At 67.8% G+C, this 20,513-nt stretch carries 20 protein-coding genes; 5 read left to right on the forward strand and 15 right to left on the reverse strand.

Annotated features, from left to right (window positions below):
- The first annotated feature begins 148 nt into the window (after positions 1-148).
- From AB7U92_RS04555 to AB7U92_RS04570, 4 genes are read left to right on the forward strand one after another with little or no spacing between them, the layout of a single operon-like run.
- A complete protein-coding gene (locus AB7U92_RS04555; protein WP_428575017.1) occupies positions 149-1,273 on the forward strand; it encodes a GumC family protein in 1,125 nt (374 codons plus the stop codon).
- Positions 1,270-2,151 (forward strand): glucose-1-phosphate thymidylyltransferase RfbA, encoded by an 882-nt coding sequence (gene rfbA / locus AB7U92_RS04560; RefSeq protein ID WP_428575018.1) that lies wholly within the window; start codon positions 1,270-1,272, stop codon positions 2,149-2,151. The genes AB7U92_RS04555 and rfbA overlap by 4 nt, the downstream gene beginning before the upstream one ends.
- Positions 2,151-2,699: a dTDP-4-dehydrorhamnose 3,5-epimerase gene (gene rfbC / locus AB7U92_RS04565; protein WP_428575019.1), complete on the forward strand. Its 549-nt coding sequence runs from the start codon at positions 2,151-2,153 to the stop codon at positions 2,697-2,699. Before rfbA ends, rfbC begins: the two co-directional genes overlap by 1 nt.
- 1 nt (position 2,700) lies before the next feature.
- Complete coding sequence (locus AB7U92_RS04570) at positions 2,701-3,687, forward strand: KpsF/GutQ family sugar-phosphate isomerase (protein WP_428575020.1); 987 nt, start codon at positions 2,701-2,703, stop codon at positions 3,685-3,687.
- A 3-nt stretch (positions 3,688-3,690) separates the two neighbouring features.
- Here the strand turns inward: AB7U92_RS04570 and AB7U92_RS04575 are convergent, their stop codons facing one another.
- From AB7U92_RS04575 to gmd, 15 genes are all read right to left on the reverse strand, one after another.
- The gene (locus AB7U92_RS04575) at positions 3,691-5,580 is read right to left on the reverse strand and encodes a polysaccharide biosynthesis protein (protein ID WP_428575021.1); all 1,890 of its coding nucleotides are present in this window, start codon (positions 5,578-5,580) and stop codon (positions 3,691-3,693) included.
- Between the two features lie 10 nt (positions 5,581-5,590).
- Complete coding sequence (locus AB7U92_RS04580) at positions 5,591-6,190, reverse strand: sugar transferase (protein WP_428575022.1); 600 nt, start codon at positions 6,188-6,190, stop codon at positions 5,591-5,593.
- Positions 6,190-7,356 (reverse strand): DegT/DnrJ/EryC1/StrS family aminotransferase, encoded by a 1,167-nt coding sequence (locus AB7U92_RS04585; RefSeq protein ID WP_428575023.1) that lies wholly within the window; start codon positions 7,354-7,356, stop codon positions 6,190-6,192. The genes AB7U92_RS04580 and AB7U92_RS04585 overlap by 1 nt, the downstream gene beginning before the upstream one ends.
- Positions 7,357-7,392: 36 nt before the next feature.
- Positions 7,393-8,094, reverse strand: a complete 702-nt coding sequence (locus AB7U92_RS04590; protein WP_428575024.1) for a class I SAM-dependent methyltransferase — start codon at positions 8,092-8,094, stop codon at positions 7,393-7,395.
- Between the two features lie 5 nt (positions 8,095-8,099).
- On the reverse strand, positions 8,100-9,122 hold the full coding sequence (locus AB7U92_RS04595; protein ID WP_428575025.1) for a glycosyltransferase family 2 protein: 1,023 nt from the start codon (positions 9,120-9,122) through the stop codon (positions 8,100-8,102).
- A gap of 3 nt (positions 9,123-9,125) precedes the next feature.
- The gene (locus AB7U92_RS04600; protein WP_428575026.1) at positions 9,126-10,421 is read right to left on the reverse strand and encodes an O-antigen ligase family protein; all 1,296 of its coding nucleotides are present in this window, start codon (positions 10,419-10,421) and stop codon (positions 9,126-9,128) included.
- 5 nt (positions 10,422-10,426) lie between these two features.
- Complete coding sequence (locus AB7U92_RS04605) at positions 10,427-11,584, reverse strand: glycosyltransferase (RefSeq protein WP_428575027.1); 1,158 nt, start codon at positions 11,582-11,584, stop codon at positions 10,427-10,429.
- A gap of 2 nt (positions 11,585-11,586) precedes the next feature.
- Positions 11,587-12,354, reverse strand: a complete 768-nt coding sequence (locus AB7U92_RS04610; protein WP_428575028.1) for a class I SAM-dependent DNA methyltransferase — start codon at positions 12,352-12,354, stop codon at positions 11,587-11,589.
- Positions 12,351-13,460, reverse strand: a complete 1,110-nt coding sequence (locus tag AB7U92_RS04615; protein WP_428575029.1) for a DegT/DnrJ/EryC1/StrS family aminotransferase — start codon at positions 13,458-13,460, stop codon at positions 12,351-12,353. Before AB7U92_RS04615 ends, AB7U92_RS04610 begins: the two co-directional genes overlap by 4 nt.
- Complete coding sequence (locus AB7U92_RS04620; protein ID WP_428575030.1) at positions 13,457-13,912, reverse strand: cupin domain-containing protein; 456 nt, start codon at positions 13,910-13,912, stop codon at positions 13,457-13,459. The genes AB7U92_RS04615 and AB7U92_RS04620 overlap by 4 nt, the downstream gene beginning before the upstream one ends.
- A complete protein-coding gene (locus tag AB7U92_RS04625; protein WP_428575031.1) occupies positions 13,909-14,817 on the reverse strand; it encodes a methyltransferase domain-containing protein in 909 nt (302 codons plus the stop codon). Before AB7U92_RS04625 ends, AB7U92_RS04620 begins: the two co-directional genes overlap by 4 nt.
- Complete coding sequence (locus tag AB7U92_RS04630; protein WP_428575032.1) at positions 14,814-15,818, reverse strand: glycosyltransferase; 1,005 nt, start codon at positions 15,816-15,818, stop codon at positions 14,814-14,816. Before AB7U92_RS04630 ends, AB7U92_RS04625 begins: the two co-directional genes overlap by 4 nt.
- Positions 15,815-16,345 carry a class I SAM-dependent methyltransferase gene (locus tag AB7U92_RS04635; RefSeq protein ID WP_428575033.1) on the reverse strand — a complete coding sequence of 177 codons (531 nt, stop codon included), beginning with the start codon at positions 16,343-16,345 and terminating at the stop codon, positions 15,815-15,817. Before AB7U92_RS04635 ends, AB7U92_RS04630 begins: the two co-directional genes overlap by 4 nt.
- An 82-nt stretch (positions 16,346-16,427) precedes the next feature.
- The gene (locus tag AB7U92_RS04640; RefSeq protein WP_428575034.1) at positions 16,428-17,891 is read right to left on the reverse strand and encodes a lipopolysaccharide biosynthesis protein; all 1,464 of its coding nucleotides are present in this window, start codon (positions 17,889-17,891) and stop codon (positions 16,428-16,430) included.
- Between the two features lie 23 nt (positions 17,892-17,914).
- Positions 17,915-19,039, reverse strand: coding sequence for a GDP-mannose 4,6-dehydratase (gmd, locus tag AB7U92_RS04645; RefSeq protein ID WP_428575035.1), 1,125 nt, complete (start codon positions 19,037-19,039; stop codon positions 17,915-17,917).
- Positions 19,040-19,267: 228 nt separating this feature from the next.
- On the opposite strand from gmd, the gene lysS reads away from it, so the two are divergent.
- Positions 19,268-20,513: lysine--tRNA ligase (gene lysS, locus AB7U92_RS04650; protein WP_428575036.1), on the forward strand; the 1,246-nt coding region annotated here is incomplete at its 3' end.

Below are 20,513 nucleotides of genomic sequence, written 5' to 3' on the forward strand. Positions count from 1 at the left end.
GCCTGCCCGCCCAGCCGGGCGACACCATCTTCGTGCCGGAGGAGGTCGGCAAGACCACTTTCGTGCAGAACGCCAAGGAGTGGACGCAGATCCTGGCGCAGTTCGGCCTGGGTGCGGCGGCCATCAAAACGCTGAAGTAACAGCTCCCATGACCGAAAAGACGATAGCTGCCGCGCAGGATGAATGTTTAGAAGACGACGGGGGCGTCTCCTTCGTCGAGTTGTTCTCGATGCTGGTCGCGAGATGGAAACTCATCGCGGGCACTGCGGTGCTGGCCGGCGCGGCAGGCCTCGGCATGGTCAGCCTCATCCCGCCTTGGTACACCGCCACGACAGTGATCCTGCCACCGCAGCAGCAACAAAGCGCCGCCGCCGCTGCCATCTCGCAACTAGGAGCACTTGCCGGCCTGGCGGGCGGGCTCGCGAACGTGAAGAGCCCGGCCGACCAGTACGTGGCTCTGATGCAAAGCACGACTGTCAGCGATCAGCTGATCGAGCGGTTCAAGCTTCTCAGTGTTTACGACAAGGAGTACCGGCAGGACGCACGCAAGCAGCTGAGAGAGAACGTCCGCATTGGCGTGGGCAAGAAGGATGGCCTCATCAGCGTCAGTGTGGACGACCGCGATCCGACACGGGCGGCAGAAATCGCCAATGCGTATGTCGAAGAACTCCGGCAGATGACCACCGGGCTGGCCGTTTCTGAGGCACAGCAGCGGCGGGCGTTCTTCGAGCAGCAACTCGCTCAGACTAAGGAACGGCTGTCGAAGGCGCAGAGTGCGCTGGAGGAGAGCGGTATCAGCCAGGGAACACTGAAGGTCGAGCCGAAGTCCGCCGCGGAGAGCTATGCGCGGCTGCGCGCTCAGGCCACTGCCGCAGAGGTGCGTCTGCAGACGCTGCGTCGCATGCTGGCCGAGAACACGCCCGAGGTGATACAGCAGCGGGCCGCGCTTAGTGCGCTGCGTGATCAGGTGGCACGCGCCGAGCGGCAGGACGTGCCTCGAGGCGGCTCGGAGTACGTGGACCGTTACCGCGAGTTCAAGTACCAGGAAGCGTTGTTCGATATCTTCGTCAAGCAGTACGAGCTTGCGAAGGTGGACGAGAGCCGCGAAGGTGCACTGATTCAGGTGGTGGACACGGCCCATCCACCGGAGAAGAAGGCAGGCCCCAAGCGCGGACTGATCACCGTGCTGACCGGCATCCTCGCGCTGGTCGTCGCCTGCTTCTACGTGATCGGGGCCGAGCTGTGGCGCCGCGAGAACGGGGCCCGCACATGAATCGCAAGGGCATCATCCTCGCCGGTGGATCCGGTACGCGGCTGCACCCGGCCACGCTCGCGATGAGCAAGCAGCTGCTGCCGGTGTACGACAAGCCGATGGTCTACTACCCTCTGGCCACGCTCATGCTGGCCGGCATCCGCGAGATCCTCCTCATCAGCACGCCACAGGACACGCCACGGTTCGAAGCGCTGCTCGGCGATGGCGCCCAGTGGGGGCTGAACATCCGCTACTGCGTGCAGCCCAGCCCCGATGGGTTGGCCCAGGCGTTCATCCTCGGCCGGGAGTTCGTGGGCGGATATCCCAGCGCGCTGGTGCTGGGCGACAACATCTTCTACGGGCACGACTTGCAGCGCCTGCTGAGCAACGCGGCGAGCCGCACGTCGGGCGCCACCGTATTTGCCTACCATGTCACCGACCCGGCGCGCTACGGCGTCGTCGAGTTCGGCCCGGAAAGGCGCGCACTGAGCATTGAGGAAAAGCCCAGGGCGCCGAAAAGCAACTACGCCGTAACAGGCCTGTACTTCTACGATGATCAGGTGTGCGACATTGCCGCCAGCATCAAGCCATCGACCCGGGGTGAGCTGGAGATCACCGACGTCAATGCCCGCTACCTGGGCCAGGGCCAGCTCGACGTCGAGATCATGGGCCGCGGCTACGCCTGGCTGGACACTGGCACCCACGATAGCCTGATGGAAGCCGGGCAGTTCATCGCCACGCTGGAGAAGCGCCAGGGACTCAAGGTCGCCTGCCCCGAGGAGATCGCCTGGCGCGCCGGCTGGATCAGTTCGGAGCAGCTGCAGGCACTCGCGCAGCCCATGCTGAAGAACGGCTATGGGCAGTACCTCGCCAGGCTGATGAAGGAGCGGGTGTACTGATGAAGGTCACGCCGACCGCCATCGAAGGGGTGCTGGTGCTCGAGCCGAGGGTCTTCGGCGACGAGCGGGGCTTCTTCATGGAGAGTTTCAACCAGCGGGTCTTCGACGCGGCCGTCGGAAGGCACGTCGCGTTCGTGCAGGACAACCACTCGCGCTCCACCAGAGGCGTGCTGCGTGGGCTTCACTACCAGGTGGCGCCGCATGCCCAGGGCAAGCTGGTGCGCGTCACGCAGGGCTTGGTGTTCGACGTCGCCGTCGACCTTCGACGCAGCAGCCCGACCTTCGGGCGCTGGGTCGGCTTCGAACTCGGGCAGGACAACCACCGGCAGCTGTGGATACCACCGGGCCTGGCGCATGGCTTCGTTGTGCTCAGCGACTCGGCCGACTTTCTGTACAAGACCACCGATTACTACGTGCAGGAGGCCGAAGCCTGCATCCGCTGGAACGATCCCGATCTGGCCATCGACTGGCCCGGCACTCCGCCCTACCTCGTCTCGGCCAAGGATGCTGCCGGCCTCCCGTTCGCGACGGCCCCGAACTTTGCCTGACATGAAGACATCCCCGTCGACCGATCTCCTCGCGCTTGCCAGACAGGTGCTGGACGTCGAGGCGCGCGCGATCGTTGCCGCCCGCGACCGCCTGGGTGCCCCCTTCCTGGAAGCATTACGCATCCTGCTCGAAACGCGCCCGCCTGGCCGGGTCGTGCTCATGGGCATGGGCAAGTCGGGACACATCGGCCGCAAGATCGCGGCGACGCTGGCCAGCACCGGTACGCCCGCGCTGTTCGTGCATCCCGGCGAGGCCGGTCATGGCGATCTCGGCATGGTCACGCCGCACGACGTGGTGGTTGCCATCTCGCAGTCGGGCAAGAGCGACGAGTTGCTGCGCGTGCTTCCCTACCTGAAGCGCCACGGCGTGCGGACGGTGGCGCTGACCGGCGTGTCCGACTCGCCGCTGGGCCGCCATGCCGATGCCGTCGTTCATACAGCGGTCGAACGCGAAGCCTGCCCGCTCGGCCTGGCTCCGACGGCCAGCACCACGCTCACCCTCGCCTTGGGAGATGCACTGGCCCTGTGCCTGCTCGAGGCGCGCGGGTTCACGGCCGACATGTTCGCCGCGACGCACCCGCATGGCACGCTGGGCCGCAAGCTGCTGATGACCATCGAGGACGTGATGGTCACCGGAACCGATCTTCCACACACCCGTCCTCACACTACGGTGCGCGCAGCACTGGTGGAGATGTCCCGCGCCGGACTGGGCTTCATTGGCATCCTGGACGACGCGGGAAAACTGGTCGGCGTGTACACCGATGGTGACCTGCGGCGCACCCTGGACCGCGATGTCGACATCAAGACCACGCCGATCGCCGAGGAGATGAACCGGCAGTTCACGACCACTCGGGCCGATCGGCTCGCCGTGGAGGCGGTCGAGGTCATGGAAAGCAAGGGCATCTCGGCGTTGCCCGTGGTCGACGACAATGGCCAGCTGATCGGTGCGGTCAGCATGCGCATGCTGCTGCAGGCCGGGGTCGTCTGACCGTCAGGGATCGCTGGCGATCGAGCGCGCCGGCGCCGCAGGCGCGGATGCCGAACCGGGCCAGGGCTTGTACTCCGGCAGGAAGCCGGCGACCGTCCGGCGCACCTCGTCGTCGTCGACCCAGCGGTCCTGCGTGATCCAGTCGTGCAGTTTCAGCCACCACGCCTGCTCGACGAAGCGCACGCGGGCAATGCGGATCTTGGAGTGGTGCGTCGGTCGCGTGTACTCGCTGTCCGACAGCAGCTCTTCGAAGAGCTTCTCGCCCGGGCGAAGCCCGGTGAACTCGATCCCGATCTCGTCCTCGGTGTGGCCGGACAGGCGGATCATATTGCGCGCCAAGTCGATGATGCGCACGGGCTCGCCCATGTCGAGCACGAAGACCTCGCCACCCTGCCCCATGCAGGCGGCCTGCAGCACGAGTTGCGCGGCCTCGGGGATGGACATGAAGTAACGGACGATGTCCGGATGGGTGACCGTGACCGGGCCTCCCGCGGCAATCTGGTCGCGGAACTTGGGAATGACGCTGCCGCTGCTGCCGAGAACGTTCCCGAACCGGACTATCTCGAAGCGCGTCGCACCGCGACCGTTGAGCGTCTGGCAGACGGTCTCGGCCAGGCGCTTGGACGCGCCCATCACGTTGGTCGGGTTGACCGCCTTGTCGGTGGAGACGAGCACGAACTTCTCGACGCCGTGGCGGATTGCCGCCTCGCCGACGACGAAGGTGCCGAAGGTGTTGTTGCGCAACGCTTCCCAGGCATTGACTTCCTCCATCAGCGGCACGTGCTTGTAGGCCGCAGCATGGAACACTACCGCGGGCCGGTGCGCGCCCAGGACATGCTCCACGCGCGCCGCGTTCTTCACGTCACCGATCGCGCACACCAGCGCCAGCTCGGGATGCCGTTCGATCAGCTCCTCGCGCAGGGTGTACATGCCCAGTTCACTGAGCTCGAACAGCACCAGGCAGCGAGGACGGTAGCGCGCGATCTGCCGGCACAGTTCAGAGCCGATCGAGCCGCCGGCCCCGGTGACCATCACGGTGCGTCCACCCAGGAAGCTGCTCAGCGCGTCCGAGTCGAGCTGCACCGCGTCGCGGCCGAGCAGGTCCTCGGGGCGTACCTCGCGAACGTCCGCGGCTCCGAGCTCGTTGCGGATCAGTTCCGACATGCCTGGAACCAGCCGAACTTCCAGATTCAGAGGTTCCAGTCGGCGCAGCAGCGCTGCACGCTGACCCGGCGACAGGCTGGGAATCGCGACGATCACCATCGTCAGGCCCATGCGCTCGCTGAGCGTGGGTAGGTCGGGCATCGAGTGCACCGCCAGACCCATGATCGATCGGCCCTGGAGGAGCACGGCGTCGTCGATGAACGCCACCGGCCGGAACTCGCCGCCCAGGCGCAATGCCTGCGCCAGCTGACGGCCCGCCGCCCCGGCACCGTAGATCGCCACCGGCACGGCATCGCGGCCATCGTGCCCCTTGCCGCGCAGCAGCTGGCGCGCGGCCAGCCGTGCCAGCGCGACGTACCCTGCCGACAGCGCGGCGTAGATGATCAGCGCCGTGCGCGGAATCCCGGGAATGCCAATCAGCATCTCCACCAGCGCGAAGATGGCCGCGGCGCCCAGCGACGCCCCAATGACCAGCATGAATGCGCGCGTCTCAAGGTAGCGGATCACGGCGCGGTACAGGCCGAGGTGAAGGAACAGCGGCAGGGACACCACCAGGGTCAGCGCATAGGCCCACCAGGGCGGACCGCTCTCCAGCGGAATCTCGCCGAGGCGCAGGACGATCGCCGACCACAGCGCGAACGGAAGCAGCAGCAGGTCGGCCGCCACGATCAGCATGCTCTTCGCCCGCTGCGGCAGGGCGGTCAATCGGCGCATCAGATTCAGGGGCATGGTGCGATTGTCAGCGCCGGGCGAAGGCGGCGACGAAGGTCCGGCCGATGATGCCGAGATCGCCGGCGAAGCTTCGCTCGCGCACGTAGCGCTCGCAGAAGGACAGCTTGGCCGGCATCACCTGCTCGACGTAGGTGCGCTCGGGATCGGCACTGCGTCCGAGCAGCTCGTTCTCGTCGCGATACTCGATCGACGCGAGATCGGTGATTCCGGGGCGGACGCTGAGCACCAGCTCGCGCGTGGACGGCGGGTACATCGCCACGTAGCGAGGCACTTCCGGTCGCGGGCCGACCACGCTCATGTCGCCCACCAGGACGTTGAAGAACTGCGGAAGCTCGTCGAGCTTGTACTTGCGCAGGAAGTGACCCGAACGGGTGATGCGGGGATCCCGGCCCACCGTGATCTGGGGGCCGCGCGACGGCGCGTCGACATGCATCGTCCGGAACTTGAGGATGTGGAACTCGCGGCCTGCACGACCGACGCGCACCTGGCGAAAGAGCACCGGCCCGCGCGAATCGAGCTTGATCCAGGCCGTCACCGCCAGCAGCAGTGGCGCGATCAGCAGCAGCGCGCCGGCCGCGAAGAGCAGGTCGAACGCGCGCTTGGCCATCAGCCGAGCACCTCGTGCAGTGCGGCGATCACGCGCTCCTGGTCGACGTCGGTCATCCGGGTGAACAGCGGGATGCTGATCATCGAGAGGTAGGCCGCGTCGGCCACCGGAAACATCTCGGGCTTCAGGCCGTAGCGATCGCGCCAGTAGGGCTGCCGGTGCAGCGGCACGTAGTGCACGCTGGTGCCGATGCCGCGTTGCGACAGTGCCTCGATCACCGCATCGCGGCCCAGCCTCGCGCCTTCGGCCAGACGGATCACGAAGAGGTGCCAGGCATGCACGTCGCCCTTCGGGGCATCGGCCGGCAGCACGAGAGGCAGGCCGGCCAGGCCTTCGTAGTAGCGCGCAGCCAGCACCTGGCGCCGCTCCTGGAACCGCGGCAGCTTGCGCAACTGCTCGATGCCCATGGCAGAGGCGATGTCGGTGAGGTTGTACTTGAAGCCCGGGGCGACAATCTCGTAGTACCAGGCCGGCGTCTTCGAGACAAAGCGGTCGAACGCGTCGCGGCTCATCCCATGCAGGCGCATCACGCGCATGCGCTTGGCCAACTCGGGGTCGCGCGTCACCGCCATGCCACCTTCGCCCGTGGTCATCGTCTTGTTGGCGTAGAAGCTGAACACCGTGACGTCCGACGACAGCTGGCCCACCGGCGTGCCGCGCCAGGTGGTGGGCAGCGCATGGGCGGCGTCCTCGACCACCTTCAGCCCGTGCGCCTTGGCAATGGCCAGGATCTCGTCCATGTTGCACGCGAGGCCGCCATAGTGAACCGGCATCAGCACCTTCGTACGGGGCGTGATCGCGGCTCTCAGCCTGGCCGGGTCCACGTTGAGGGTGACCGGATCGACGTCGACCATCACCGCGTCGGCGCCCAGGTAGCGCGCCACTTCGACGGTGGCCGTGAAGGTGAGCGACGGGGCAATGACTTCGTCGCCCGGCCCCACCCCCAGCGCCTCCAGGGCCAGATGAAGCCCGGCCGTGGCCGAGTTGACGGCGATGCTCTCGACGCCACCGCCGAGGTACTCGCTGAACGTCTGCTCGAACTGCTTGGTCTTCGGCCCGGTGGTCACCCAGCCGGAGCGCAACGCCTCGGAGACGGCGGCGATCTCTTCCTCGCCGATGTCGGGCAGAGCGAACGGCAGGAAAGGCGTGGCACTAGAGGAACTCACGTCGACTCCTTGAAGAGGGATTCTGGACGACCCGGGCTAGACCCGTGGCTTCTCGACCCAGCACAGCACGTGCGATCTGAGCAGGGGCAACGCATTCAGCAGGGGATAGAGCATCGGGTGCAGGCGCACCACGCGGCGACTGATCGGCGGGGCCAGCGTCACCCGTCGGGCGTCGATCCAGCCCTGTGGGAACAAGGTGCGCACGCGCGACAGCGGTACGCCGCGCACGTCCTTGTTGTTCGGGTTGTCGAACACGAAGTCATACCAAAGAACGGCCCCGCCGGGTCTCACCCACTGCCACATGCGATCGGCCAGACGCTGCTGGAAGTCGTCGTCGAGCAGGGAGGTGAAGACCGTCGACTGATAGACGATGTCGAAGCTGCCCTCCGCGAAGGGCAACTGCAGGGCGTCGCCGCCGTGCACCTCGGTGACGGCGGGCAGGCTGCGGCGAGCGGCGGCGAGCCGCTCGGGCAGGAGTTCGTTGCCGACCAGGTTCGCCGGATCGAACCCCAGACGCATCAGTTCCTGAAGGTTGCTGCCGCTGCCGCAGCCGATCTCGATCAGCCGCAGCGCCTCGAGGCGACGGTCGCTGTGAGTGGCTAGCATCCGCAGGAGGACCCGCTGGCGCTCCTGCATCGCCAGCCAGACTTCGGGTCTCAGCACGCTGTACAGGTCGTCGGCCCGCCGGCGCGCGTAGCGCTCGGCGACCAGTTCAGTCTCGGACTTGGCGGGTTCCATGGGATTCATCGGGTAAGTCGGGACATCGCGTCGTGCGGGCCGCGACGCAGCAGCACGAGATCGAGGATTCCCTGCGCGAAGCCGATGCCATAGCCCGCGTGCATGCACATGCACGCGAACAGGTAGCCCAGCACCCCGCGCGGAGTGCGCAGCGCTTCGGGGAAGGCCGCGGCGCCTGCCATCGCGGCGGCGACGTAGACCGCACACAGCACGGCCAGCGCGATCCAGGCCGGCGTCCAGGCCAGGCCGGCCAGCGCGAGGACCAGGAGTGTCAGCACGAAGGCGAACGGAACGATGTGCCGCGGCGATGCCGGCAGGCGATGCTTGCGGATGACCGCCACCTTCCAGTAGCCGTACTGGTAGAACTGGCGGAACAAGGCGCCGAACGAGGCACGCGGGGCATACGAAGACCGGATGGCGGAACTCTGCCAGACGACACCGCCGGCGCGGTTGATGCGCAGGTTGAGTTCGTCGTCCTGGTTGCGCACCAGCGACTCGTCGAAGCCGCCGAGGGAAAGCAGGTCGTCACGTCGCCAGGCACCGAGATAGACCGTGTCGACCGGGCCGTCGTAGCCGGCCTGGCGGGAGGCCGCGCCGCCCGAACCGAATCGGCTCTCGAACGCCGCAGCGATGGCCGCCTGCGGCCAGCCGCTGCCGACCGGCTTCCACGCACCGCCGACGCACATCGCCCCGGTGCGGCGCAGCGCCTCGACGCAGCCGGCAACGTAGTCCGGCGCGTACACCGTGTGCACGTCCATGCGCACGACGATCTCGCCGCTGGCCTGCCGGATGGCGATGTTCAGCGCGGCGGACGTGATGCGCCGAGGGTTGTCGACGACGACCAGCAGAGGCTGGCGCATGCGCCAGGCATCGAGGCGGTCGCGAGTGCCGTCGTCGCTCATGCCGTCGGCCACCACGATCTCCAGTTCGTCGCCCGGCTGCGGCAACTGCTGCGCGAAGGCCGACTCGAGGAAGGCGTCGATGTGGGGCGCCTCGTTGCGGCAGGGAACGATGATCGAGATGCGCATGGTTTAGGGGACGGCTCGGGCCGGCATCGGCAACGTGCGGACGCGGGCCAGCGCCAGGCCGGCGCCGACGCCCGTGCCGAGCCAGAAGTACGTTTCCTTGACCACCCAGGTGTCCTGGAAGAGGCCGCGAAACTGCTGGTAGAGGAAGGTGCCCAGGGCGATGGCCACCAGCACGCGGACGCGCCGCGGGATGTCTTCACGCCTGACCCAGGCCAGCCGGCCCAGCTCGAGCAGCACCGCGACGCCCAGCGCGAGGAACAGAAGCATGGCGGGCACCCCCATCTCGGCCCCGATGCCCAGCACGTTGTTGTGCGGGAACACGCCTTCGCCGAGCCAGCTGAAGTTGTTCTGTTGGACGAATCGGCTCTTGCCGATGCCCATCGGCTGGGACTGGATGATGCCCAGAAGTTCACCGTAGATCAGCGCCCGAATCCCTTCGCTGGAGAAGAAGGCCAGCAGCTTTCCCTCGGCGGACTGGACGACTCCTTCCGCCACGGCAGCCAGCGCTGCCACGGCAAGGCCGCAGGCCGCTGCCACTCGCAGGAAGCTCGCCAGTGAAGCGCCGCGACGTGCCAACAGCACGACCACGAAGACCATCAGCAGCGCCGCCATCGCGGCCGACGAGGCGCTCAGGTAGACGAGGCCGGCCGCGCATACGAGCAGGGCCAGCGCCCACGTGGTCAGCAAGGCGCCATGCGGCACGAACAGCACGTACAGCAGCACAGGCAGCTGGAAGCCGACATAGATCGGCAGTTCGGTGGCGGTGAAGCCGCTGCGAAATTCCAGGCGAAGGACATCCGAGTCGGGCAGGATGCCGTAGAAGCCCAGATCGCCGCGCGCATAGAACACCAGCAGTCCCAGGTACCACACGGTGTGGATCGAAAGCAGGAAGGGCAGCACCGGCACGCTGGCGCGCTCGCTGGCGAACCACCGGCCGGCGAAGACGCCAATCACGTAGTAGGCACCGATCGAAACGAAGGTCGTGATGTGCTCGAAGGTTCGATCCGGGCGGAACACTTCGCCGGCGATGCACGCGGCCAGGAACGCGAAAAGCCAGCGACCGACCCGATCCTGCGCGAGCACGGCCGGCAGCCGCGGGCGCACGCTGATGCGCGACGACAGCAGGGCCAGCAGGATGGCGGCCATGCCGCACAGCGCTTCGATCGAGAGCACGTCCGCACCGCGCTCGGCATCGAGGTAGGCATGGGCCAGCCACAGCATCCCGAGCTGGGAGCCCGCCACGATCAGCACCACCGCTGCGGCGAGCGCGAGCCGCCTCGACGGGGGGGGTCGGAGCACGGTCATCATGCCTCACGCTCCGCCACGGGATCGGTGACGGCGAGCACTGACTCGAAGGCTCTCTCGTAGGCCAGGTGGGCATCGAAGCAGGCCAGCGCACGGCGGCGGTAGCCCTGCGCATCACGCTCGATCCGGGCGATCAGCTCAGGGAGCTGCTGCGCCGACTCGAGCACGTCGCCCACGCCATGCTCGCGGACGAAGTCGGCCAGTCCGGGCAGCGGCGAAACGATCACCGGGATGCCCAGCTTCAGGAAGTGCGACAGCTTGCCGGAGGCCAGCCCCACCGACGAGGTGTTCTGGCCGACTTCCGACGAGTACAGGGCCATGCCGACGGCCGCACTGCCCAGCAGGGCGTCGATCTGATCGTAGGGGATCGGATCGAGCGAGAACACGGTGCGGCCTGTCTTGTCCAGCTCGAGGAGCCGGCGGATGTAGGGTTCGTCGCGCGAACGCGGTTGAGCCGAGTGCACCACGCAGCGCCAGGGCGGCGCAAGATGCTGAGCCGCTTCGACCACCAGGCTGGAAGCGAAGAACTCGCTCAGCGACCCCGGGCTGAGCAAGATCGGCGTGTCGGGCTCGAGGCCGAGGCGGCGGTGCAGGAAGTCGGAGGGCCGCCAGGCCGCCGGACCGCGCGGCGCATTGGGGACGATCGCCACGCGCCGAGGGTCGACACCCAGGTCGGCCACGAGCAGCTCGCGCCGGCTGGCATCGTGCTCGATCGTCAGCAGGCTTCGGCGGGCGGCCCGGCGCTCTAGCGCCTTGAACAGCTTCTTGCCCCGGGTATCGAGCTTGGCGCCGATGTAGAGCTCGGTCTGGTAGTTCACGATCGAGCACCGCCGGAACAGCGCATAGCCGTACGCGGCCAGCAGCCCGCGGATCCCGCCGGCAAAGACCAGCGGGTGCGACCGCCAGAACGCCAGCAGGACCCAGCCCAGAAACAGCAGCGTCACCAGTGCGCGAGGCTCGCGGTCGCTGTCGAAGTGGATCGGCATCGCGCGCACCCGGATCCTGGGCGACTCGAAGCGCACCTCCTCGAAGCGTCGGTTGCGCACCGTCAGGACCTCGACCTCGTAGCCTGCCGCAGCGAAGCTGTTCGCCGCGTTCAGGATGCCGGTCTGGTGGTCCAGCGTTCCCATCGGTGCGAAGACCGAAACGCGCTTCACGGTCAGACGGCCCGTGCTCGGATGCAGGCGTACCAGGTCGAGTCGTCCAGCGGCACCCCGGTCATCCAGCGCTCGGCCTCGACCTGGTCGAACCCTGCCTGGCGCAGCAGATGCTCGATCTCCGGCAGGAACAGGTAGCGCATGCGATGGGTCTCACGGACCTCGCGGCGATCGTCGGACACGCGCGCGGCAATCGCGATGTCGAAGTGCACGTCGACGCAGTTCAGGTTGACGTGCATCTCGGGCCGCGTGCGGCGCAAGACCTCGATCTGATCGTCGGCGACCCGCTTGTCCACCTGCCGCGGACGGTCGCTCAGCACGGCTGGCCCGTACCAGCAGTCGAACACGAACACGCCGCCGCGATCCAGGTGCGCTCGCGCCGTGGTAAAGGCGGCGGCGAGGTCGGCGTTGGTGGTCTGATACGAGATGACGTGGAACAGCGAGATCACCGCGTCGAAGCGGCGGCCCACCCTGACGCTGCGCACATCCCCCTGCTCGAACGACAGTTGCGCCGACAGCGCCGGGCTTTCCAGGCGGCGCTGCGCCGCCCGCTCGACCATGGCCGGACTCAGGTCGACCCCGTGCACGGAGTACCCCAGGCCGGCCAGTTCGACGGCGTGCCCGCCGGTACCGCAGCCCAGCTCGAGCAGTCGGCCCGCCGTCGGCAGGGCGGCCCTGACCCGACGGTCGACATAGCGAGCCTCGGAGGCGTAGTCCTTGTCGCGGTAGAGCAGGTCGTAGTAGGCTGCGTAGAGGTCGAACTGGCTCATCGCAGCAGGTCCCTGACCGCACCGATCACCGTGTCGATCTGTTCGTCGCTCAGCGCCAGTCCGCTGGGCACGTAGAAGCCGCGCCGGGCGATGCGCTCGGCCACCGGATGGCTCTCGCCGTCGAACAGCCCCATCCGACGGAACACGGGTTGCTCGTGCATCGGCCAGAAGAAGGGACGGCAGCCGACGCCGGCCTGAGCCAGACGCCGCATCGCCTCCTCGGCGTCGAACCCGACAGCGTCGTCGAGCACGAGTCCGTAGACCCAGTAGATGTTCTGCGCGTCGGCGTTGCCGGGCAGCGGAAGCTGCACGCCGCGCACACCCGCCAGGCCCGCCGTGTAGCGCCGTCCCATGGCCCGCTTGCGCTCCACGAAACGATCGAGGCGTTCGAGCTGTGCCACGCCGAGAGCGGCCTGCATGCTGGTCATGCGCAGATTCCAGCCGAGCTCCTCGTGCACGAACCGCCGCGGCGGCTTGAAGGCCAGGTTGCGCAGGCTCCGGCATCGTTCGGCCAGCTCGTCCGAGTCGGTCATCAGCATGCCGCCTTCGCCGGTGGTGACGTGCTTGTTCGGGTAGAAGCTGAAGGTGCTGATGGCGCCAAAGCTTCCGCACGGCCGCCCCCGATAGGTCTGGCCATGCATCTCGGCCGCATCCTCGATGATCGCCAGGCCATGCTTCTCGGCCAGGGCCTCGATGGGTGCCATGTCCACCGGCAGCCCGTAGATGTGCACGACCATGATGGCCTTGGTGCGCGGGCCGATGCGGTCGGCGACCTGCGCCACGTCCATGTTCCACGTCAGCGGATCGGAGTCGACCACCACCGGCGTGGCGCCGGCACGGACGATCGCCGCGCCGCACGAGATGATGGTGAAGGTCGGCAGGATCACCTCGTCGCCGGGGCCGATGCCGAGCGCCACGACCGCGGCGTCCAGCGCCACCGAGCCGTTGCTCACCGCGATGGCGTGCTTGCGACCGACGCTTGCCGCCATGCCCTCTTCGAAGCGGCGCACGAACGGACCCTCGGAAGAGATCCAGCCGGTCTCGATGCACTCGATCAGGTAGGCCTTCTCGTTGCCGTCGAGAAGCGGTTCATTGACTGGGATCATGGGCAGCTTCCTCGCATGCGGATGTGCTCCGGCGCCACAGGCTCGAAGCGGATCTTGTCGCGGTCACCGACGTAGGGCCCTTGCTTGACCTCGATGATCTCGGTGGGCTCCAGCATCTCGAATCCGTGGCCGCCGAGGGCGAGCAGCACCACATCGCCGGCCTCCAGCACGGTGCTTTCGAGGTACTGGCGGTCGTCGTCGTAGAAGTCCACACGCACGCGGCCGCTGCGAATGAACAGCACCTCCTTCGTGTAGCTCACTTCGCGCGGCACGGGCGTGTGCACATGCGGTGCGATCACGTAGCCCGCCGGCCGGTGCATGTAGCCGAGCTGTTGCGAGTCGCCGTCTCGGGTCAGGAACTCGATGCCTTCGCGGCGGAACCGGGCGCGCAGGACCAGCGCCAATTCGCGCCCGCCGACCTCGATGCGCTCCACGCCGGGAGTGTTGCTCATGCGCCGGGCTCCGCAGGCTTGTCCAGGACCAGGATGAAGTGCAGATAGATGCCGGCACCGAGCTGCCGCTTGTTGCGCAGTACCAGCACGCCCGGCCGCAACCCCGCCCGGCGCGCCGGCTCGATCACCCGCTGAAGCAGCGACCTGGCACTGTACTTCCGGGAGCACGGCACGTCATGGGCATCCCGCCTGACGTAGGCGGTAGCGCCTGCGTCGCCGAGCGGCCGCCCGGCATGCTCCGGGCTCTGGTAGTAGCAGGCCTCGACATGGGTGTACAGCGGCGAGATCACCACCCGTCCGCCCGGCTTGAGGATGCGTGCCAGCTCCGCCAGCAGCCGGATGTCCGCATCGCCGGCGAACATCTCGTAGGCGCACTGCAAGGAGGCGCTGCCGACGCTGGCGCTCTCGAACGGGCTGGCCGTGGCATCCGATGTGATCGTGTACGGCAGCCGCGCGAGCGACGGGTGCGGCGCCAGGTCCATCGAGAACGCCTCGAAGCCCTGCGCGCGCAGGATCGAGGCCCAGGGGCTCGACGCGCTCGCGATGTCCACGTAGGGCCAGCGCTGCGGCCGGTCGGAGAGGCCGAGCAGGTCCCAGGCCACGAAGTGCTCGAGCAGCTTTTCCTCGTAGACGGCGCCGCTTTCGCCGCCGTGGTAGTCGACCGGGAAACGCAGTCGCTGCTTGAAGGCCGCGAAGGCCGTTTCGTCGGCTGCGTAGTCACCGCAATGCACGCCGAGCTCGCCGAGCTCTCGCTCCACCTGCGCCAATTGCTCGTCGCTGGGGTCGCGGTAGGCAGGCAGGTGGCGCGTGCGCAGCTCGTGCAGCGGCCGTGCAAGGCGGCGCCACACCGCTGCGGCAGTGCGGCCCGGCCCCTCTTCGCGCAACTTGCGCAGGATGGCGCTCATGTCAGGTACGACTCCTTCAAGACCCATTCCAGCAGGTGCCGGTCCGTGCGCAACTGCGACTGGTGGTAGTTGAATCCTTCGCGCCAAGCCCGCACCGTGCCCAGGCGGACCTTCAGCAGTTCGGCGCCCACCACGTCGGATGCCGTCGCGCGCGCGCGCCAGCGCTCCCGCAGCGTCCGCGCGGTCGGTCGCAGCGCCTGCAGCAGGCGCTCGGCCAGCGGCAAGGGCATGCCCGCGCAGCGGCGGACGGCGCTGTAGGAGTCGGAGACCCCCTGGGCGAAGGCTCGCTGCTCGAAGTAGGCCGGCGTCATGCGCCCTGCGCTGACCTGGTGGTGCACGCTGGCCTCGGAACTGAACAGCGTGCGCCAACCCTGGTCACGGACTGCGCGGGCGACGTGGGATTCGCCGTCGCCCCGGAACCGCATCAGGTCCTTGGGCATGCCGTCCGGGTGGAATCCGCCGACCGCGTCGAGGACGGCGCGGCGAACCGAGAAGTTGCAGCCCCACACGAAGGAAGGGTCGATGTCGAAGCGACCGTGGCCGAAGTCGAGAACGCTCAGGTAGCCGAGCGCGCGGCCCGCCCCGACGGGCTCGTTCCACCAGCGCGCCAGCCAGGGCGGCGGCTCGGCCTCGAAATTCGGATGGCAGTTGCCTCCAACCAGGCCGACCCGAGGGTCAGCGAAGGCGTCGATGACGCCGCCCACCCAGCTCGGCTCGGCCTCGATGTCGTCGTCGCAGAACACCAGCAGGTCGGCTCGAGCGGCCTTCCAGCCGGCATGACGTCCGACATGCAGACCCGGCTCGGGGGCGTGGAGGTAGCGCAGCCGCAGCCGCGATTCGAAGGCCAGTGCGGTCTGCCGGGTGTGGTCGCGCGACCCGTTGTCGACGACGATCACCTCGAACGCGTCGGCTGCGGCCGTCTGCCGCTCGAGCGACTGCAGGCAGCGCGCCAGCACGTCGGCACGATCGCGTGTCGGGATGATGACCGAGGCCAGGATCACGCGATCTGTCCCCACCACAGGTTGGGAAGGCGCCCCTGGGCCTGCACGTGCGGCTGGACCTGTTCGGCGACCACCCGCTGGACGCCTTCGGCCCATCCGATGTCGTGGAAAGCGACCCAGGCACCCGGCTTGAGCAGCGGCCGGTAGGCCTGCCAGTCCGCCAGGCACCCGTCGTAGGAATGGTCGCCGTCGACGAACAGCATGTCGACCGTGCCCGCCTGCGCAGCGATGGTGCCGACCACCTCGGTGCTCCAGCCGCGCGTGGGCACGATCATGCTGCCGAACTCTTGCGTGTTCTGGCGAAACGCAGCCATGGTGTCGCGCTTGCCGTCGGACATGGCGTCGTTGTTCCAGGTGTCGACGCAGTAGACGCGCGCTGCGGCCTTGCCGGCATCGCGCAAGCCGCAAGCGAACGCCGTGGCCGAGGCCCCGAGGTAGGAGCCGATCTCGACGATCGAGAGTACCGCCGGTCCGCGTGCCTGCTCGTACAGGGCGACGCGCTCGCGATGCGTCAAGTGCGACGGCACGGCGAACGATGCGGACAACTGCGGGTAGCGGAGACGACACCAGGAGTCGCTGACGAACTGACGAATACCCATGAACTCGCTTTCAGCCTCGAGGCAGTTCGGCCGCCGGTTGCGCCGGCGAGCGAGTCCTGAGGATGGACCACAGTCGTTGAAGAAAGGAAAACTCGAGCAGGAGGATCATGGCGCCATAGGCCAGCACGCCCGCCATGGCCGCCAACAGCGGGCCGCTGGCCAGACCTTCCGGCGCACGATCGAGCCATCGCACCAGCAAGGCCGCGACGCCGGCGGCCGTGCCCGCCCACACGCAGGAACGCACCCAGCGCCGCGGCTCGATGTCGATCACGCGCCAACTCACGACCACGTGGGCGAGCAGCGCGAGCGCCGACAGCGCGACACGCGCGTCGAGGAAGGCCTGCAGACCACTCCGTATGGCAAACAGGTAGACAGGCACGTAGACGACGATCATCAGCGCCATCGTGAAGGTCTCGACGTAGGGCTTGCCCACGGCCCGGTAGAGCTCCCCGTTGGCCCCTGCGATCCAGCCGATCGCGTGCGAGATGGCCAGCAGGCCGATCACCGTTCCCACGCCCGTCCACTGCGCGCCGAAGACCACCGCTCCGACATCCTCTCGCAGGGCATACAGACCCATGCCGATCGGCAGCGCGAGCAAGGCGATGGCGTGCGCCACCGTGATCAGTGCCTCGCGCAGGCGCGGCACGTCGTGCTGCGCGCGGGAAAAGAGGCTGAACAGCACGGGCATCAGCGGCGCGAAGACCATGCCGAAGACCACCGTGACGAAGGTGTTGCCGGTCCGGTACAAGCCCATCTCTTCGGATCCGAGGAAGTGCCCGACGACGATGGCGTCGAGCCATCCGTACAGCCAGCCCAGCAAGCCGCTGAGCAGGCTCCAGCGACCGAAGCGCAGCAGATCCGCGGACAGCGCACGGTCGATGCGAGCGCGCGGGCGCCACTGGCTGAAGTGCCACAGCAGCAGCAACTGCAGCATCTGCCCGACAAGCACGCCGGCCACCAGCGCCCAGTAGCCCCAGCCCGACAGCGCGAGCGGGATCGAGGCCAACCCCGGCCCGGCGGTGCTGGCAATGCGGATCCAGAACAGACGCGCGAACTGGAAGCGCTTCTGCATCAACGCCGTCATCACCGAGCAGGCCGCGGCCAGAGGGATCTGCAGGCACAGCCAGCGCAGCACATCGGCCACCCGCGGGTCGCCGAAGAACCATGCCAGGGCCGGCGCGGCCAGCAGCAGCGCCACGGCCAGCACGGCGGCCAGCGCGAGATTGATCCAGAAGACGGCGTCCGCGGCCGCAGGGTTGTCGTCCGGGTGCTGGATCAAGGCCCGCGACAGACCGTTGAACCAGAACACCTCCGAGAAGCTGATCGCGACGGTGGCCGCCGCCACCACGCCGAAGTCCTGCGGAGCCAGCACGCGCGCCAGGATGATGAACACCAGCGGGCCGACCAGTCGCGATGCCGCCTCCCCGAGCAGAGACCACTTGAACGCGTGGACGGCAGTGCCGAGCAGCGACATGGGAGGTGGCGTGGCTGGCGCGGTCAGCGGTCGAGACTGACCGGGACATCGTAGCCGTGGTGGCTCAGCAGGGCGTGGCGCCGGGCCAGCTCGAGGTCGTGCCGCACCATCTCACGAACCATCTCGTCGACGGTGGTGCGCGGCTGCCAGCCCAGCCGCTCCCGCGCCTTGCCCGCATCGCCGAGCAACGACTCGACTTCTGCCGGGCGGAAGTAGCCAGGGTCGACGACGGCGATCACGTCGCCCGGCTTCACGGCCGGCGCATCCGGCCCGGAAACGGCGGCCACCACCGCTCGCTCGTCGGCACCGCTGCCCGTGAACTCCAGTTCGATGCCGAGCTCCCGGGTACCGAGGCGAAGGAACTCGCGGACCGAGATCTGCCGCCCCGTGGCGATGACGTAGTCCTCTGGTGTGTCCTGCTGCAGCATCAGCCACTGCATCTCCACGTAGTCGCGAGCATGGCCCCAGTCGCGCAGTGCGCCGAGGTTGCCGAGGTAGAGACATTTCTCCAGCCCCACCGCGATGTTGGCCAGCCCGCGCGTGATCTTGCGGGTGACGAAGGTTTCCCCGCGTCGCGGCGACTCGTGGTTGAACAGGATCCCGTTGCAGGCGTACAGGCCGTAGGCCTCCCGGTAGTTGACGGTGATCCAGTAGGCATAGAGCTTGGCCACCGCGTACGGGCTGCGCGGATAGAACGGCGTCGACTCGCGCTGCGGCACTTCCTGCACGAGCCCGTACAGCTCGCTCGTCGAGGCCTGGTAGAAGCGCGTGCGCTTGTGCATGCCCAGGAATCGGATCGCCTCGAGCAAGCGCAGAGTGCCCAGGGCATCCACGTCTGCGGTGTACTCCGGCGACTCGAAGCTCACGGCGACATGGGACTGCGCCGCTAGGTTGTAGATCTCGTCGGGCTGCGTCTCCTTGATGATGCGTGTCAAGTTGGACGAGTCGGCGAGGTCGCCGTAGTGCAGCTTCAACCGCGCGCCCGGCTGGTGCGGATCACGGTAGAGGTGGTCGATGCGCGCCGTGTTGAACTGCGACGCCCTCCTGCGGATGCCATGGACTTCGTAGCCCTTCGCGAGCAGAAGCTCGGCGAGGTAGGAACCATCTTGTCCGGTGATACCGGTGATCAGGGCAGTCTTGGAGGTCACGATGTCTTGGCTCGAACGAGGATCGTCGCTGTACGAGGCTGCGGCCAAGCCTGGGCCTCGCGAGCGAAGGGTTCACCCCGCGCACCCGGCAGCGGCGCCGCAGAACGGATGCACCTCTGAAGAGCCTTCCATTATAGAGCGCCGTGATGGCGGCCCTCCCTGGTGGCCAGCGTTGCGAGGCGACGCGCCGGGGGTACCTCTAAAATCGCCGGTCTACCGGAATCCGCCATGACCGAATCCCACGCCAGCGCCTCTGCCCTCGACGACAACCAGCTGATCGCCGAACGCCGCGAGAAGCTCGCCGCGCTGCGCGCGCAGGCCAAGGCCAAGGGTGCGGCCGTATTCCCGAACGACTTCAAGCCGGCGCACCGCGCGCTCGAGTTGCAGCGCAAGTACGGCGAGCTGCCGAACGAGCAGCTCGAGCCGCAGGGCATCACGGTCAGCGTGGCCGGGCGGATGATGCTCAAGCGCATCATGGGCAAGGCCAGCTTCGCGACGCTGCAGGACGCCTCCGGCCGCATCCAGCTGCGCGTGACCATCGATGGCGTCGGCGCCGACGTCTACGAGCACTTCAAGCACTGGGACCTGGGCGACATCCTCGGCGCCGAGGGCACGCTGATGCGCACCAAGACCGGCGAGCTCACCGTCACCGTGCGCACGCTGCGCCTGCTGACCAAGAGCCTGCGGCCGCTGCCGGACAAGTTCCACGGCATGACCGACCAGGAGCAGAAGTACCGCCAGCGCTACGTCGACCTGATGACCGACGAGGAGGCGCGGCTGCGCTTCACGGCGCGCAGCAAGGCGGTGTCGTCGATCCGCAATTTCATGGTCGAGCACGGCTTCCTCGAGGTCGAGACGCCGATGCTGCACCCCATCCCGGGCGGCGCCAACGCCAAGCCCTTCGTCACCCATCACAACGCGCTCGACCAGGAGATGTTCCTGCGCATCGCGCCCGAGCTCTACCTGAAGCGGCTGGTGGTCGGCGGATTCGAGCGTGTGTTCGAAATCAACCGCAACTTCCGCAACGAGGGCATCAGCGTCCGGCACAACCCGGAATTCACGATGATGGAGTTCTATGCGGCGTACTGGAACCATCACGACCTGATGGACTTCACCGAGCAGGTGCTGCGCCACGCGGCGCGCCAGGCCACCGGCTCGGCCAGCCTCACCTACGCCGGCCGTCCGGTGGATCTCGACAAGCCCTTCGCCCGCCTGACGGTGCAGGACGCGCTGGTGGTGCACGCCGGCCTCACGCGCGAAGAGGCCGCCGATGCAAAGGTGCTGCACGAGAAGCTGAAGTCGCTCGGCGAGGAGCCGCCCGCGCACTGGACGCTGGCCGAACTGCAGTTCGGCCTGTTCGAGGCGGCGGTGGAAGAGAAGCTCTGGGACCCGACCTTTATCGTCGACTACCCGGTCGAGGTCAGCCCGCTGGCGCGCGCGTCGGACAGCAACCCGGCGATCACCGAGCGCTTCG

Origin of the sequence: Piscinibacter sp. (assembly GCF_050175855.1) — a bacterium.
In the GTDB taxonomy this organism is placed as follows: domain Bacteria; phylum Pseudomonadota; class Gammaproteobacteria; order Burkholderiales; family Burkholderiaceae_C; genus Piscinibacter.

Bases quoted from the DNA above. Each gene is read 5' to 3' on its own strand.
- AB7U92_RS04555 (WP_428575017.1), top strand. From the start codon at position 149: ATGACCGAAAAGACGATAGCTGCCGCGCAGGATGAATGTTTAGAAGAC.
- rfbA (WP_428575018.1), top strand. From the start codon at position 1,270: ATGAATCGCAAGGGCATCATCCTCGCCGGTGGATCCGGTACGCGGCTG.
- rfbC (WP_428575019.1), top strand. From the start codon at position 2,151: ATGAAGGTCACGCCGACCGCCATCGAAGGGGTGCTGGTGCTCGAGCCG.
- AB7U92_RS04570 (WP_428575020.1), top strand. From the start codon at position 2,701: ATGAAGACATCCCCGTCGACCGATCTCCTCGCGCTTGCCAGACAGGTG.
- AB7U92_RS04575 (WP_428575021.1), bottom strand. From the start codon at position 5,580: ATGCCCCTGAATCTGATGCGCCGATTGACCGCCCTGCCGCAGCGGGCG.
- AB7U92_RS04580 (WP_428575022.1), bottom strand. From the start codon at position 6,190: ATGGCCAAGCGCGCGTTCGACCTGCTCTTCGCGGCCGGCGCGCTGCTG.
- AB7U92_RS04590 (WP_428575024.1), bottom strand. From the start codon at position 8,094: ATGGAACCCGCCAAGTCCGAGACTGAACTGGTCGCCGAGCGCTACGCG.
- AB7U92_RS04595 (WP_428575025.1), bottom strand. From the start codon at position 9,122: ATGCGCATCTCGATCATCGTTCCCTGCCGCAACGAGGCGCCCCACATC.
- AB7U92_RS04610 (WP_428575028.1), bottom strand. From the start codon at position 12,354: ATGAGCCAGTTCGACCTCTACGCAGCCTACTACGACCTGCTCTACCGC.
- AB7U92_RS04615 (WP_428575029.1), bottom strand. From the start codon at position 13,460: ATGATCCCAGTCAATGAACCGCTTCTCGACGGCAACGAGAAGGCCTAC.
- AB7U92_RS04620 (WP_428575030.1), bottom strand. From the start codon at position 13,912: ATGAGCAACACTCCCGGCGTGGAGCGCATCGAGGTCGGCGGGCGCGAA.
- AB7U92_RS04625 (WP_428575031.1), bottom strand. From the start codon at position 14,817: ATGAGCGCCATCCTGCGCAAGTTGCGCGAAGAGGGGCCGGGCCGCACT.
- AB7U92_RS04640 (WP_428575034.1), bottom strand. From the start codon at position 17,891: ATGTCGCTGCTCGGCACTGCCGTCCACGCGTTCAAGTGGTCTCTGCTC.